General features: G+C 67.3%; 14 protein-coding genes. 6 read left to right on the top strand and 8 right to left on the bottom strand.

Annotated elements, in window-relative coordinates:
• Nucleotides 1–2: 2 nt before the first annotated feature.
• From pseI to AAC067_RS04295, 7 genes are read right to left on the bottom strand one after another with little or no spacing between them, the layout of a single operon-like run.
• Nucleotides 3–1,028: a pseudaminic acid synthase gene (gene pseI, locus AAC067_RS04325; RefSeq protein ID WP_339929927.1), complete on the bottom strand. Its 1,026-nt coding sequence runs from the start codon at nucleotides 1,026–1,028 to the stop codon at nucleotides 3–5.
• Nucleotides 1,025–1,618, bottom strand: coding sequence for a UDP-4-amino-4,6-dideoxy-N-acetyl-beta-L-altrosamine N-acetyltransferase (pseH, locus tag AAC067_RS04320; protein ID WP_339929925.1), 594 nt, complete (start codon nucleotides 1,616–1,618; stop codon nucleotides 1,025–1,027). The genes pseI and pseH overlap by 4 nt, the downstream gene beginning before the upstream one ends.
• On the bottom strand, nucleotides 1,615–2,601 hold the full coding sequence (locus tag AAC067_RS04315) for a hypothetical protein (RefSeq protein ID WP_339929923.1): 987 nt from the start codon (nucleotides 2,599–2,601) through the stop codon (nucleotides 1,615–1,617). Before AAC067_RS04315 ends, pseH begins: the two co-directional genes overlap by 4 nt.
• The gene (gene pseF, locus AAC067_RS04310) at nucleotides 2,598–3,305 is read right to left on the bottom strand and encodes a pseudaminic acid cytidylyltransferase (RefSeq protein WP_339929921.1); all 708 of its coding nucleotides are present in this window, start codon (nucleotides 3,303–3,305) and stop codon (nucleotides 2,598–2,600) included. The genes AAC067_RS04315 and pseF overlap by 4 nt, the downstream gene beginning before the upstream one ends.
• Nucleotides 3,302–4,468, bottom strand: coding sequence for a UDP-4-amino-4,6-dideoxy-N-acetyl-beta-L-altrosamine transaminase (pseC, locus tag AAC067_RS04305; RefSeq protein WP_339929919.1), 1,167 nt, complete (start codon nucleotides 4,466–4,468; stop codon nucleotides 3,302–3,304). Before pseC ends, pseF begins: the two co-directional genes overlap by 4 nt.
• Nucleotides 4,458–6,260, bottom strand: coding sequence for a tetratricopeptide repeat protein (locus AAC067_RS04300; RefSeq protein ID WP_339929917.1), 1,803 nt, complete (start codon nucleotides 6,258–6,260; stop codon nucleotides 4,458–4,460). The genes pseC and AAC067_RS04300 overlap by 11 nt, the downstream gene beginning before the upstream one ends.
• Nucleotides 6,261–6,309: 49 nt before the next feature.
• A complete protein-coding gene (locus AAC067_RS04295) occupies nucleotides 6,310–6,933 on the bottom strand; it encodes a hypothetical protein (RefSeq protein ID WP_339929915.1) in 624 nt (207 codons plus the stop codon).
• Between the two features lie 178 nt (nucleotides 6,934–7,111).
• On the opposite strand from AAC067_RS04295, the gene AAC067_RS04290 reads away from it, so the two are divergent.
• Both AAC067_RS04290 and AAC067_RS04285 read left to right on the top strand, forming a co-directional pair.
• Entirely contained in the window at nucleotides 7,112–8,131 is a 1,020-nt protein-coding gene (locus AAC067_RS04290) for an NAD-dependent epimerase/dehydratase family protein (protein ID WP_339929913.1), read from the top strand.
• A gap of 334 nt (nucleotides 8,132–8,465) precedes the next feature.
• Nucleotides 8,466–9,758 carry an ammonium transporter gene (locus AAC067_RS04285; protein ID WP_339930885.1) on the top strand — a complete coding sequence of 431 codons (1,293 nt, stop codon included), beginning with the start codon at nucleotides 8,466–8,468 and terminating at the stop codon, nucleotides 9,756–9,758.
• A gap of 57 nt (nucleotides 9,759–9,815) precedes the next feature.
• Here the strand turns inward: AAC067_RS04285 and AAC067_RS04280 are convergent, their stop codons facing one another.
• A complete protein-coding gene (locus tag AAC067_RS04280; RefSeq protein WP_339929911.1) occupies nucleotides 9,816–10,520 on the bottom strand; it encodes a polysaccharide biosynthesis/export family protein in 705 nt (234 codons plus the stop codon).
• Between the two features lie 220 nt (nucleotides 10,521–10,740).
• Between AAC067_RS04280 and AAC067_RS04275 the strand changes: the two genes are divergently transcribed.
• The 4 genes from AAC067_RS04275 to AAC067_RS04260 are packed head-to-tail and all read left to right on the top strand — an operon-like array spanning nucleotide 10,741 to nucleotide 14,916.
• The gene (locus AAC067_RS04275; protein ID WP_339929909.1) at nucleotides 10,741–11,997 is read left to right on the top strand and encodes a GTP cyclohydrolase II; all 1,257 of its coding nucleotides are present in this window, start codon (nucleotides 10,741–10,743) and stop codon (nucleotides 11,995–11,997) included.
• Nucleotides 11,984–13,240: a URC4/urg3 family protein gene (locus AAC067_RS04270; protein ID WP_339929907.1), complete on the top strand. Its 1,257-nt coding sequence runs from the start codon at nucleotides 11,984–11,986 to the stop codon at nucleotides 13,238–13,240. Before AAC067_RS04275 ends, AAC067_RS04270 begins: the two co-directional genes overlap by 14 nt.
• Nucleotides 13,240–13,890, top strand: coding sequence for a uracil phosphoribosyltransferase (gene upp, locus AAC067_RS04265; protein ID WP_339929905.1), 651 nt, complete (start codon nucleotides 13,240–13,242; stop codon nucleotides 13,888–13,890). The genes AAC067_RS04270 and upp overlap by 1 nt, the downstream gene beginning before the upstream one ends.
• Nucleotides 13,891–13,905: 15 nt before the next feature.
• On the top strand, nucleotides 13,906–14,916 hold the full coding sequence (locus tag AAC067_RS04260; RefSeq protein WP_339929903.1) for a M48 family metalloprotease: 1,011 nt from the start codon (nucleotides 13,906–13,908) through the stop codon (nucleotides 14,914–14,916).
• Nucleotides 14,917–14,919: the final 3 nt, after the last annotated feature.

Genomic DNA, 14,919 nt, shown 5'->3' with positions numbered 1-14,919 from the left:
CCCTATTCGACCAGGCCCCAGCGCATCGGCGTGCCCCGGGCCGCGTCGCGCGTGATCTGGCGGCCCAGCAGTTCGGCATAGTGGCGCGGATGCAGGCCGTCGCCGGGTCGGACCGAACGCAGGTTCCGCGCGGTCAGGACGTCACCGGCCTTCATATCCTCGGCGATGAACAGGGAGCGGCCGAAGCGGCGGTTGATCGCCGCTTGGCCGGTCGGGCCGAACTGCATCGTGCCGAGGGCCGATTCGGCCACCCGCAGATTGCGCACCAGGGTCGCGAACTCGTCCGGGGTCAGGGAAAAGCTGGCGTCGGGGCCACCGATGGCCCGGTCAAGGATGAAATGCTTCTCGACCAACCGTGCGCCAAGGGCCACGGCGGCGATGGCCACCACATCACCGGTTGTATGGTCCGACAGGCCGACACGAACGCCGAAAGTCTCGGCCAGCTTCGGCAGGGTGACCAGATTGGCGTCCGCCGGATCGGCCGGATAGGCCGAGGTGCAGGTCAGCAGGGTGATGTCGTCATTGCCGACCCGCCGGCAGGCGGCCACCGCCTCCTCGATCTCGGCCAGGCCGGCGATGCCGGTCGAGATGATCATCGGCCGGTCCTTGGCCGCCGCATATTCGATCAGCGGAATGTCGACGATCTCGAATGAGGCGATCTTGTAGAGCGGCACGTCCATGGCCGCGAGGAAGTCGACGGCGGTGAAGTCGAACGGCGAGGAGAAGAAGACCAGGCCGTTGCGCCCGGCCTCGGCCTGGATCGGCGCATGCCATTCCCACGGCAGGGCGGCCTCGCGATACAGGGCGTGCAGGGTGGTGCCGTCCCACAGGGTGCCGTCCTTGATCTGGAAACAGTCGCTGTCGCAGTCGAGGGTGATGGTGTCGGCCGTATAGGTCTGGACCTTGATCGCATCCGCCCCCGCCGTCGCTGCCGCGCGCACGGTCTCGAGACAGGTCTCCAGCGAGCCGCCGTGGTTGGCCGACAGTTCGGCGACGATGAAGACGTGGTCGGGATAGGTGAAGCTCATGCGGGTGGGCCTTCGAATACGGTGCTCATCAGGGCCGGACGGTCCGCGACCCAGCCATCGGCGAACCGGGCCAGCAGGACCACGTCCTGCAGCTGATCGTCCTTGCTGGCATGGCGCACAAGCCGGCCCTCCTCGATGAAGCCGAAGCGTTTGTGCAGGCGGACCACGGCCGCGTTGAAGGCGAAGACCTCGCAGCACAGCTTGCCGATGCCGAGATCGCCGAACACCTGGTCCAGCGCCAGCAGCTCCATGGCCGCCCCCGAGCCACGCGGGGCGTCCGCCTCGCCCAGATAGAAGGCCCAGCTACAGCGGTCATTGTGCCGGTCGATGCCGGTGAAGGAGACAAAACCCATCGGGCGGCCCTGATACTCGTAGATCCGGTAGGCGGCCGCGGGGTTTGACAGACTGCCGGCGAACCAGCGGGCGTGTTCGTCCGTGCCGATCAGGTGGTCGCTGTACATATTGGCGCGCACCCGGTCCTGATTGCGCCAGGCCAGGGTTCGGGCCTGATCCTCCGGTCCGAGGGGACGCAGACGGCAGTCCTCGAATCGCAGGCCCGATGATCGCGGCGTGCGTGGGGTATCACTCATGGTCTGCCCTTCCTGCCTTCGGTCTGCAGCCGCTCGAACAGCCGCCGGACCCCCTGCCCGTCCACCGTCGCCTCGGCCCGGTCAGTGATCGTGCGCCGGAGCCGGGGATCGCGCAGCCGGTCCAGCCCGGCGCGTATCCGCCGGTCCCGGTCCGCAGCGTCCCAGCGACCGGCGTCGACGAAACCACACAGGTCGGGCCAGTGGTCGAGATTGGGCTGCTGGTTGTCGGCCACGCCCAGCAATACCGTCGGCACCCCGCAGCGGGCCAGTTCAAACGTGGTGGTTCCGGCGGCGCTGACGGCGAGGTCGGCCTCCAGCATCAGCGCGGCCATGGCCTGGTCCGACAGTCGACGATGCATGATGACGCCCGGGGGCGGCGGAGCGGGCCCGTCGCCGGTGACCCAGTCGATACGCGCGGCGGGGAAAGCGTCCGCCACCTGGCGCACGATCACCGCGCCCAAATCATGAACATCACTGCCGCCCAGGATGACGAGAATGCGCTCGACCACAGGGCGCACCGGTCCACGCATGGCTACGTTCCAGAAGGCGGGGCGCAGAGGCTGCCACAGCGGTCCGGTCAGCCATTCTGCCCCGTCCGGACGCAACGGTGCCGGGTCCAGCGCCGGATAGATGACGAGGCCGCGCGGATAGGCCAGCCGCTGCAGATCGTCGATGAAGACGGGCGTGGTGGCCTGCCCGGCGATGGCGGCAACCACGGCCGGGCTCACCCGGTAGGAGTCGACAATGGCGACGGCGGGCCTCAGGTCCGGCAGGGCGGCGGGGTCGTCCTGCCAGGCACCGATCCGCACCTCACCACAGTCGGCGATCATGGCGGTCGCCAGGTCATCGCCGTCCAGCAGCCACAGCACCCGGCCACCCTGCGCCATCCGGTAGCGGGCATAGGCGCTGCAGCGGCTGACATGGCCGAGGCCGCGCGCGCGTCCCCCCTCGGTGAAGATGACCAGCAGGCCCGGGCGGCTCATGCGCGCGGTTCCGGCGCGCGTCCCAGTATCGCGAATTTCAGTTCGGCCAGACGCCAGTCAGTCGGGGTGTCGATATCCTGGACCTCGGTCTCATCGACCTCGAAACTGCCCGCGCGGCCCGAGAAGGTCGGGGTCTTCGCCAGACAGGCGGCGGCGCTCATCCAGTAGAACTGGCCGGCGTCATGATAGGCAGGCTCCAGATCCTGGGAGCGACTGGCATAGTGTTCGGGAGCCAGCATGGCGGTGTGGCCGGCGGCGTCGCGACGCAGGGCGCGCTGGATCGGCGAACCGAAACGCACCACCGGAAAGACGCTGTCGAACTCTCCCGACTTGTACAGCTGATGCCCGCGCTTCAGCGCCTCGGGTGTAACGAAGGCCGCCGTCGCCAGCAGGCAGCAGACGGTATCGAAGCTCTGGCCCCGGGTTTGATAGGCGGTGACGACCTCGGCCAGCACGTCCAGCAGGGTACTGTGGTCATCGGCGGTGGCCGAACTGCGCAGGAAGGGGACCTCGGCCCCGACGGCGCGGGCGGCGGCGGCGATCTCGTCGTCGTCGGTCGAGACCATGACGGTGTCGAACAGACCGCTGTCCAGCGCCGCGGCGATCGGCCAGGCCAGGATCGGCCGACCGGCGAAGGGGCGGACGTTCTTGCGCGGAATGCGCTTGCTGCCGCCCCGCGCCGCGATGACGGCCAGAACCCTCACACCAGTGCCCTGACGGCGGTGATGACCCGTTCGACATCGGCGTCGGTCATGGCCGGGAACAGGGGCAGGCTGAGCGCGCGGTCGTAGTAGCGTTCGGCCGCCGGGTATTGCCCTGTCGCCGTGCCATGGGTCTGACGATACCAGGGCTGGAGATGGACGGGAATGTAGTGGACCTGGGTCCCCACGCCCTGGTCCAGCAGGGCCGTCATGACCTCAGGCCGGGTCTGGCCGATCGCCTCAAAATCGATCTGGACCACGAACAGATGCTGACAGACCGATTGGCCAGGGGTTTCGGGTGGACGCACCAGCCAGTTCAGGCCGGCGAACGCCTGATGGTAGCGGGCGACGATCGCCTGACGCCGGGCCATGAACCGGTCGAGCTTGCGCAGCTGGCTGGCCCCCAGGGCCGCCTGCATCTCGGTCATCCGGTAGTTGAAGCCCAGCGCCTGCTGTTCGTACCACCAGGGACCGGGGTTGTCGGACAACCGGGCCGGGTCGCGGGTGATGCCGTGCGAGCGCAGCATCAGCAGCCGCTGATAGAGGCCCTCGTCATTGGTGGTGATCGCCCCGCCCTCGCCCGAGGTGATGGTCTTGACCGGGTGGAAGGAGAAGATGGTCGCGTCGGAATAGCGACAGTCGCCGACCTTGCCGCCACCGACATATTCGGAGCCGATGGCGTGGGAAGCGTCTTCGACGATGCGGATATCGCGATCTGCCGCCATGGCCTGGAAGGCCGGCATGTCGGCCGGCAGTCCGGCGAAATGGACTGGGGCGATCAGACGCGTCTGCAGCGTGAGGGCCGCCTCGGTTTCCGCCGGGGACAGGTTCAGCGTGTCCGGGTCGATATCGGCGAACACGGGGGTCAGGCCGACATAGGCCATGGCGTTCGAGGTCGCGACGAAGGTGTTGGGCGTGGTGATTCCCTCGCCAGACCCCATCTCCAGCCCTGCCATACAGATGTGCAGGGCCGCTGTGCCGTTGGCGACGGCGACGCAGTATCGGGCTCCGACATGAGCGGCGAGGTCGGCTTCGAAGGCGGCGGTGGCGGGTCCCTGGGTCAGCAGCGGCGAGCGCAGCACGGCCAGGACCGCGGCCTCGTCCTCGGCATCGATGGACTGACGGCCATAGGGGATGACGGGAATGGTCGGGACTTCAGGCCGCATGACGCTGCGCAACCTCGGCGGACAGGGCGGAGGCGATGCGGTCCATGACCTCGCCCCATTCACCGACCGCAGCGGTGCGAAACACCTCGACGGTCGGATAGCAGAGATAGCCGTTCGGGCCGAAGCCGGACCAGGCCTCGGCGGTGGAGGTCATCCAGACCCGGGTCCCGCAGGCGGCCGCGATATTGGTGGTCGCGGTCGCCGGGCCGATCACCACGTCGAGCGCCGCGCACAGGGCGCCCAGGTCATCCAGATCGTCCTTCAGATCGATCCCGGGCGGGGTCCAGATTTCCAGTCCTGCCGCGCGGGCGGCCTCAAGCTCGGCGGTGGCATCCCCGTACTGCAGATTGACGAAGCGCACACCCGGAACGCTCAGCACCGGCCGCCACATCTCGAACGGCGAATAGACCCGCACGCGCGAGCCCTTCATCAGAAGGCTCTTCCACAGCACCCCGGCATTCAGACCCGGCCCGGCCTCGGCCAGGACCGCGCGCCAGTGTGCGACCCGGTCGGGGTCAGGCGTCAGGAAGCCCGGCGTTGTGGGGAAGGCCTCAGCCCGGGGGCGGAACTGGCGAAACAGGCTGGCCATCGGCGTCCACAGGTCGATATTCGGGACCGGATCGGGCAGATCCGCGGCGCGGTACAGCCGCCCCAGATGACGCACACTGCGGTGCCGCACGACCCGGGCCTGCGGATAGCTGCGCTGAAACAGCGGTACCAGCCGGTGCTCGACGGACAGGATCAGGGTGCCGTTCGGCCCCAGCGCCTCAAGCGTATCGCCCAGCAGGTTGGCGAACAGGATCTCGTCGCCCAGCCCCTGCTCCCCGTAAACCAGCAGCGTCCGCCCCTTGAGGTCGTCACCGGGAGCCCAGCGCGTGCCACCGGGCGCAAAGGTCACCGCATCAGCCAGGGCCGGGTCGAGGCGCGCCTCATAGGTGTCGAAGGCCTGGTCCAGCTGGCCGGCCGCCATCTGGGTCAGAGCCTTGGCCATCTTCATCGTGGCGATTTCCATCGGCGCGGTGACCCCGGTCAGGGCCTCGTCGATGTCAGCGATCGCCAGCAAGGGCTCGCCCAGGCTCATGCGGACATTGGCCCGATTGTAGCGCGCCTTGTAGAATCCGGGCTCCAGCCGCAGCGCCTCATCATAGAACGGCAGGGACTGGGCCGCATCGCCCCGCTCGCTCAGCACCGTGCCGAGGGAATTCCACAGGATCGGCTCGGCAGGATTGGCACCGAGGGCGTCGCGCAGCAGTTCGATAGCCTCGTCATAGCGGTTCTGGTCGCGCAGGGCGCAGGCCAGGTTGTTGATCGCCTCAACGTTTCCGGGATGGCTCGCCAGATAGCGGCTCAGCAGTTTTTCGGCGATTTCCAGATAGCCCAGGCGATGCGCCAGCCGACCCAGATCAAACGCCACGGTGGTCTCGTCCGCCAGCAGGCGCACCGCCGCCTCATAGGCGGAAAAGGCTTGAGCCAGATCGCCGGCCTTCTCCTGGGCAATCGCCAGGATATGCCAGGACAGCCCGTTGCGCTCATCCAGCTTCAGCGCCTTGAGCGCCAGTTGCGAGGCCTCGCCATAGGTCTCGGCCGCGATCGCCTTGAGCGCCGCCTGAAGCAGCAGGACAACCCGTGACGAAGGCGACGCCTTGCCGGCCTTCTTGCCGGCGGCACGGCGCGCCGGGCGCGATGCGCGCGACAGCCGGGACAGGGCTTCCGGTGAGGCGGAGTCGCCGACCAGACTGTCCAGGGTAGGCCGCTTCGGGTCCGCTGCCGGCATCATTGGCGGGACGCTCATGCCCGGCCCTTTCTGTGAGTCATCGGGTTCCACGTTCGCCACAGTATCATTAACGCCCCCTTTCGGCGGCCCCTGCCTCAGCCGGGGTTTCAGCCACGCCGTCCTGTTCGGTCATGCCCGCCTCGACCGGGTTGATGGCCGCCGCGGGATTGAGCGCCACCGTGCCGGTCATAAAGCCGTTCGGGCTCAGAGTGTCCTCCTTCGCGGTCAACAGGCCGGCCGTGCGGGCGATGTCGGCGATGAAGTTGATGCAGTTCCGACGCCACAGGCTGTAGGTCGAGCCCTCCGGACTGCCCCAGTGAGCGATCCGCGCCATCACGGCCTCGTACACGGCGTCACTGAGCGTCAGCGTCAGATAGGCCCGCCCCTCGGATAGATAGAGGGCGTCCGGGCGTTCGACGACGCCGGGTCCTGAAAACATCAGCAGCTGGGGCCCCGGATATTTCGCCGTAAATCCGACGGCCTCGTCGACAACCTCGCCGGTGGCGTCGACCGTACCGGTCAGGGTCACATAGGCATGGGGAAACAGCAGCCAGCCGCCGCGAATCTTGTTTCCACTATGGGCATGGAAGGTGGCCGTCACCGCCGCCGCCGCCGGAGAAGCCGCCAGTGCGACCGACAGGCACACGGCCAACAGGATACCCAAACCTCGCGCCGCTCTCACCATCGCCATCGTGTCTCCTTCACCGACGCACAGGCTACCAGCCAATCGGCTCCAGCAGCAGCCTCACTGACAGAATTGTCAGGGGCTCCGTTCCGGCCTGCGATGTGGCGTCTTGTGCCCGGCGGGGCTATCGAGACGCTGCGGCCTTCCGACCGCGTCGCTCCGGCTTCAAGGCGTTCCGATTCGCATGACCCGTCCTGTCCTCGTCACCGGCTCGGCCGGCTTCATCGGCTTTCACACCGCCCTGCGCCTGCTGGCGCGCGGCGAACAGGTCGTCGGCCTCGACAATATGAACGCCTATTACGACGTGTCGCTGAAGGAGGCCCGGCTGGCGCAGCTGACGGCCTATCGAAATTATCGCCACCATCACCTCGACCTGGCCGACCGTGAGGGCATGGCCGCCCTGTTCGACGGGGAGCAGCCCGACCGCGTCGTCCACCTCGGGGCCCAGGCCGGAATCCGCTACAGCGTCGAGAACCCCGAGACCTATGTCGATTCCAACATCGTCGGCTTTCTGAGCGTGCTCCAGGGCTGTCGAGACGTCGGCGTCGGCCATCTGGTGTTCGCCTCGACCAGTTCGGCCTACGGGGCCAACGGGACCCTGCCCTATTCGGTGAAACAGGGCGTGGCCCACCCACTGAATGTCTATTCGGCCACCAAGATCGCCAATGAGGCCATGGCCCATGCCTATGCCTATGTGTTCGGCCTGCCCTGCACCGGCCTGCGGTTCTTCACCGTCTACGGACCGTGGGGACGGCCAGACATGGCCCTGTTCAAATTCACCGGGGCGATCCTGAAAGGCGAGCCGATCGACGTCTATGGCGACGGGCAGATGGAACGCGACTTCACCTATATCGATGACATCGTTGACGGGGTGATCGCGGCCCTCGACGCCCCCGCTGCCAGCGATCCGACCTGGAACGCGGCGGTGCCCGACCCCTCAACCAGCGGCGTCGCACCCTGGCGTATCCTGAACCTCGGGGCCGGCCGCCGGGAACGGCTGCAGCGCTACATCGAGGTGCTCGAGGACAAGCTCGGCTGCAAGGCGCAGCTGAATGTCCTGCCGGCCCAGGACGGCGAGATGATCCGCACCGAGGCCGACATCACCGAAACCCGAACCGCCCTGGGTTATGCGCCCGTCACCCCGATCGATGTCGGGGTGGGACATTTCGTCGACTGGTATCGGGACTTCTACGACACTCATTGAACTCCCGCGCGGGAGCGTTTCCCTGGAAAACGACCCTTGTTGCCCCACCGTGCACACCGATGCGTGAAACGGCACGGCCGTGAACCGTGGAATCGGGGCAATGATATTGTGCTGCGCACAATTAACTCGCACGATCCGTACGCGACCTTCACCAAAATCAAGGAAAATGTGCGCGTTACTGGCCATGTTGCGCCGCACACAAAATGAATTGCCCTCACGGGACTCATGGTCTTTCATGGCGATGTGATGCCACCCTTGACCGGGATCGGCCCGCACTTCTGCTTCCCAAGCCGAGTTCGCAGCCATGATACGATCGAGAAATGTCCTCATCCCAATGGCGCTCGGACTGGCGGGACTGGCCGGCCGAGCTGCGGCAGCGGTGCCTGCCCCGCTTCTGGCGCATCAGGCCCCGCTGGTGATCGACGGGGCGGCGACGGCCTGGATCCTGACCTCGACCGCCCTGGTGCTGCTGATGACCCTGCCGGGTCTGGCCCTGTTCTACGGCGGCATGGTCCGGCGCAAGAACGTCATCGCCACCATCGCCCACTCGACCGCCGCCTTGGCCATCGTCACCGTGCTCTGGTTCATCGTCGGCTACAGCCTGTCGTTCGGCACCGGGCCAGCCGCCGTCAACGGCGTGATCGGCGGTCTGCAGGCCGCCTTCCTTAACGGCGTGCGCATCGACACGGCCAACGCCCTTGCCCCCGGCCTGCCCGAGTTCTTGTGGGTCGCCTATCAGTTGACCTTCGCCATCATCACCCCGGCCCTGATCGCCGGGGCCTTCGCCGAGCGGATGAAATTCTCGGCCTCTCTTCTGTTCTTCGGGCTGTGGCACCTGATCGTCTATGCGCCGATCTGCCATCAGGTCTGGGGCGGCGGCTATCTGGGCGGCCTGGGGGTGCTTGATTTCGCCGGTGGTGCCGTCGTGCACGTCAACGCCGGTGTCGCCGGTCTGGTCTGTGCCCTGGTGCTGGGTCCGCGCCATGGCTTCGGGCGAGACAATATGGCCCCGCACAATCTGGCCTATACGGCGATCGGTACCGGCCTGCTGTTCGTCGGCTGGATGGGCTTCAACGCCGGTTCGGCCTGGGCCGCCGACGGCATCGCCGCCGTCGCCGCCCTGAATACCATCGTCGCGGCCGCCGCGGCCGCCCTCGGCTGGATGGCGGTGGAGTGGATCGAGCGCAAACGCCCGACCCTTCTGGGCCTGTTGTCCGGGCTGGTCGGCGGTCTGGTCGGTATCACCCCGGCCGCCGGTCTGGTTGACCCCAAGGGGGCGCTGATCATCGGCATGATCTCGGGGCCGACCTGCTATTTCGGCGCGGTCTGGCTCAAGCGACTGTTCAAATACGACGACAGTCTCGATGCCTTCGGCATACATGGTCTGGGCGGCATCGTCGGAGCCCTGCTGACCGGCCTGCTGGCGACCACGGCAATCAACCCGGCCGCCGCGGGAGCCAGTGTGCTGAAGCAGGCGATCGGCTTGGCGGCGGTAATCGGCTGGAGCGCCGTGGGCACCTTCGTCGTGCTGATGGTGTGCAAATACACCACCGGCCTGAGGGTGACCAAGGAGTCCGAGATCGAGGGGCTGGACTACGCCGAACACGGCGAGACCATTCACGGCTAGGAGCCTTCCCCCGACCCAGCCCGATCGCGTGCGGACAAGTCTGCCTGTCGCGCTTCGTCAGGGCGTAGTAGCGTAGTAGAAGAAGCTTGCAAAAGCGGGGGCCGCTGCAAGAACATCTCTCATGATCGAGCTCAAGCGGGAAGTATCGACAACAACGACGTCATCACCCTGGAGTACCGGATCGAGCGCGTAACCGCCACGGATGGCGTCCAGATCGAACACTGCGACCATCCGTCGATTTTCGACGGTTCGAAACACAGCTACACTGGTCAAATCAGCGACTCGCGTCGCGCCCTTGGCCATGGCCACGGCCTGTAACAGGGTCGTCTGCCCCTTCGTCTCATAGACACCGGGCTCGGTAACGGCACCGTCGACCGTGATCTTCTGATTTCCCGCCTCTGCGACACGCACCGTCACCTGAGGGTTTTGCAGGTAACGACTGGCCAGTCGGGTGCGAATGTCCGTTCCTAGCTCCGACGGGGTTCTACCGGCGGCCTGCAGCGATCCGATCAGCGGCATTTCAATCAGACCCGATGCGTCGACCCGCACCCCGTTCTCACCAACGAAGGTCAGATCCGGCACCTGAAACACGATGACATCCAGCCGGTCCAGCACGCCAATATCATTGTTGACCACCTCCACCGGGCCGTCATTCATGATGGCGAGCGCCGTCATTGTGCTGACCCCCGCCGTCTCGCGTGAGGTGCCCGCACAACCCGCGAGGACAGTTGCGAGCAGGGCGATCGAAACTTTGCGCATCATGGTGGGGGAATCCCGAAAAGCAGGTCGGTTTGAGAAGTATCGGTGAAACGGCCAGAACCGACTGCAATCCCTAATCCAGACAACCGGGCGCTGTCGACCCGCCACGACATCCGAAGAACCGAAATTGGCGGTAAATGCCTCTGGACAGACCGCTCGCCGGGGAGTCTCGTGGCGAGTCCGGCACAGGGCAAAAACAACAGCCGGGCATGAGGCAGGAAACATGTCATCCAATCGCACCGGCCACATCCGACTGAACTCCCATCCCGGGGCGGGCACGGAGTCGCGTTTTCCGCTGGAATGGGGCGCGGCCACGGCCAAGGAACGGGGGCCGGTCGTCGGCACCGTCAACTCGGGCAGCGACCGCAATGCCATCGGCGCGCACGGCGGGGCCTATTCGGTCTATCGCGCCCTGGCGGTGTCGTCGGGGGCGATGAGCGCCAACAACCGTCCGGACCTGACCAATACCGCGCCGACAAACATCATGGGGCCGTTCCCGCAGTGGACGGACGCGGGCAAGATCGTCTCGCTCGACCCTTGGGGCCATCTGGTCGCCGAGGCGTTCGCCACCGAAATCTCCGACGGCGTCGACATCCGCCCGACCATCGCCGTGACCCGGGCCCGGCTGCAGCTGGGCGAGATCGGCGAGGCCATCGCCGCGGGGCGGCTGAAGGTCGACGGCAAAATTGTATTCGAGACCGGTGACGTGGCCGTAACCAAGGCCGCCGTCGATCCGGTCTGGTACCTGCCCGGCATCGCCGAACGCTTCGGCGTCAGTGAGACGGCCCTGCGCCGGACCCTGTTCGAACAGACCGGCGGCATGTACGCCGACCTCGTCACCCGGCCCGACATCAAGGTGTTCCTGCCGCCGATCGGGGGCATCACCCTGTATATCTTCGGCGACCCCGAGGCGATCGCCGACCCGCATCGCCGCCTGACCTGCCGGGTCCATGACGAGTGCAATGGCTCGGACGTGTTCGGCTCCGACATCTGCACCTGTCGGCCCTATCTGACCCACGGCATCGAGGAGGCCGTGCGCGAGGCCCAGGCCGGCGGGGCGGGTCTGATCGTCTATAACCGCAAGGAGGGCCGGGCGCTGGGCGAGGTGACCAAATTCCTCGTCTACAATGCCCGCAAACGCCAGCCGGGCGGCGACCAGGCGGCCACCTATTTCGAGCGCACTGAATGCGTGGCCGGGGTCCAGGACGCCCGCTTCCAGCAACTGATGCCCGACATCCTGCACTGGCTGGGCATCACCCGCATCGACCGGTTCGTGTCGATGTCGGACATGAAATACAACGCCCTGACCGGCTCGGGCATCGAGATTGGCGAGCGGGTGCCGATCCCCGACCATCTGGTTCCGCCCGATGCCTCGGTCGAGATGGAGGCCAAGAAGGCGGCCGGCTATTTCACCCCCGACGCCCCGCCGTCGGCCGACGACCTGACCCGTGTAGTGGGCCGCGATCTTGAGCAGTTCTGAAACGGTGCAGGCACCCAGCCTGCTAGCCATGGACCTGCTGAATGCCGCCGCCGTGCGTAAACGGGCCCATGAAATGCTGGACATCGGCGTGGCCGGCAGTTTGGAACACTGGCGCGTCGATCTGGCCCGCCTGCCCGCCGTGGCCACGGCCGTCGCCGCGGTGATCCGCGATCAGTACCCCAGCCTTGCGGTGCCCTTCCACGCGCGCTGGCGCCATTTCAGCGTCGATGGGGTCGATCTGTGGGGCCCCGCGGCCGAAGCGCGCGACTGGCTGGACCCGGCCTCGCGGGCCCGGACCGAGTTCGATCTGGCCATCGTCTCGGTGCTGCTGGACGCAGGGTCCGGCCCCGGCTGGGCCTATACCGACACGCGCACCGGCCGCACCCTGACCCGGTCCGAGGGGCTGGCGATCGCCTCGCTGCGGATGTTCCAGGCCGGGGCCTTTTCCGTCACCGAGGATGATCCGTGGCGCGTCGATGCTGTGGCCCTGACCATGCTGACGGCGGACGATCTGGCCCGGGGCTTTCAGGTCACGGCCAAGAACCCGCTGGTCGGGCTGGACGGGCGCGCGGCCCTGCTGCGGCGTCTGGGTCAGGCCTGTCTGGCCGAGCCGGATCTGTTCGCGCTGGAGGATGAACCCCGGCCCGGCGGGCTGTTCGATGCCATGGTCGATCGCGCCGACGATGCTGACCGCCTGCCCGCCCCGGTGATCCTCGAGGTACTGCTGCAGGCTCTTGGCCCGGTCTGGCGCGACCGGCTGACGCTGGGCGGGGTCGACCTGGGCGACTGCTGGCGACATCCGGCGATACGGCGCGACGACGCCACCAACGGGCTGGTGCCGATCCACAAACTGTCGCAGTGGCTCAGCTATTCTCTGGTCGAGCCGCTGCAGACAGCGGGCGTCGAGGTCACCGATCTCGACGGGCTGACCGGTCTGGCCGAATACCGCAACGGCGGCCTGTTCATGGATCTCGGCGTGTTGACGTTGAAGGACCCCACCGACGCCGACAAGCCGTGGCCGGTCTCCGATCCGCTGGTCGTCGGCTGGCGCGCCATGACCGTGGCCCTGCTGGACAAGGTCGCGCCGCTGGTGCGGGCCGAGCTGGGCGTCACCGCCGAACAGATGCCGCTGGCCAGCGTGCTGGAGGGCGGGACCTGGGCGACCGGGCGCCGCGTAGCGGCCGAACGACGCGACGGCGGTGGCCCGCCCCTGATCATTCTTTCCGACGGCACGGTGTTCTGATGAAATCGACTCCGCTTACCCTCGACGGCGTCACCGCCATCGATCATCCGCTGGTGCAGCACAAGCTGACGCTGATGCGAAAGAAGGACACATCGACGGCCCAGTTCCGGCGGCTGCTGCGCGAAATCTCGACGCTGCTTTGCTATGAGGTGACCCGCGATCTGCCGCTGGAACCGGTCGAGATCGAGACCCCGGTCGAGGTCACCACCGGGCAACAGCTGAAGGGCAAGAAGCTGGTCTTCGTGCCGATCCTGCGGGCCGGTCTGGGGCTGGTCGAGGGCATGCTGGATCTGGTGCCTTCGGCCCGGGTCGGGCATGTCGGCCTGTACCGGGAGCCCGAGACGCTGGACGCCGTCGAATACTATTTCCGCGCGCCTGAGGACGTGGCCGAACGGTTGTGCATCGTGATCGACCCGATGCTGGCCACCGGCAATACGGCGGTCGCGGCCATCGACCGACTCAAGGAGCGCGGGGTGACGCAACTGCGCTTCGTCTGTCTGGTCGCCTCGCCGGAGGGGCTGGAGCGGCTGCGGGCCTGTCATCCCGACGTGCCGATCTGGACGGCGGCGGTGGACCGCAAGCTGAACGACCACGGCTATATCCTGCCCGGACTGGGTGACGCAGGCGACAGGCTGTTTGGCACTCGCTAGGGTCGGCTTATGCGAATGACGAACCTGAACGGAGCGGCGGCGGGGGCGATGGTAATCGCCCTCGGCCTGGCGGCTGCCGCCTGCAGCACCCCCGCCCCGGGCGGTGCCACCGCCCTGTCCGGCAGCCAGGAGCCCGCCGCGCGGCTGGAGGCCCTGGTCTCGCTGGACCGGCGCGTCGCTGCCGTCGGCTATCGGCTGACCACGGCCAATATCGAGCTGTGTGCGTCACGCCGTGATGTGGCCGGCTGGACCCTGCACGCGGCCAATCAGTACAGCGACGCCCTGCGGCCGGTGGCCGAGGCCCGGTTCGGGCTCGACGGCGACCGGCCCGGCATCCTGGCGGTGGCCGACGACAGTCCGGCGGCGAGGGCGGGACTGGCGGCCGGAGATCTGCTGATCCGGGTCAACGGCCAGAATCTGGAGCGGGGCGACGGCTCCGGTCCGCCGTCGCACGATGGACTGGCCGCCAATGTGGTCCGTCTGGACCTGGCGCTGGCCGAAGGGCCGGTGACGCTGGACGTCCGGCGCGGTGACACGACCCGGACCGTGACCCTGCAACCCACACAGGCCTGCAGCAGCTTTTTCCAGGTCGATCCGTCTGACGAATACAATGCCCGCGCCGACGGCAAGGGGGTGTTCATCAGCTCAACGATGGCCGCCTATGCCGCCGATGACGACGACCTGGCGATGATCCTGGGTCATGAGCTGGCGCACAATGTGCTGCAGCATCGCCCGCCGCCCGAGCCGCTGGGCGACCCGGATGAGATCCCGGCGACCGCTCTGCCCCGCGGTAATCACTGGACCCAGGAGCGCGACGCCGACCGGGTCGGCCTGTATCTGTTGGCGCGGGCCGGATTCGATACCGACCGGGCCCCCGGCTTCCTGCGCCGTTTCGGGGCGGACAACTGGCGCGTCCGTTACGCCCAGATCGGCCACGCCTCGGCCGAGGCCCGGGCCCGGGCGCTGGAAGAGGCCAATGCCGAAATCGCCGCCAAACGCGCGGCCGGACAGCCCCTGCGCCCCTGAACC

The organism is uncultured Brevundimonas sp., assembly GCF_963977465.1.
Classification (GTDB): Bacteria; Pseudomonadota; Alphaproteobacteria; order Caulobacterales; family Caulobacteraceae; genus Brevundimonas.
Note: the sequence above shows the minus strand (reverse complement) of the source record. Positions and strands in the feature narration are given on the sequence as shown.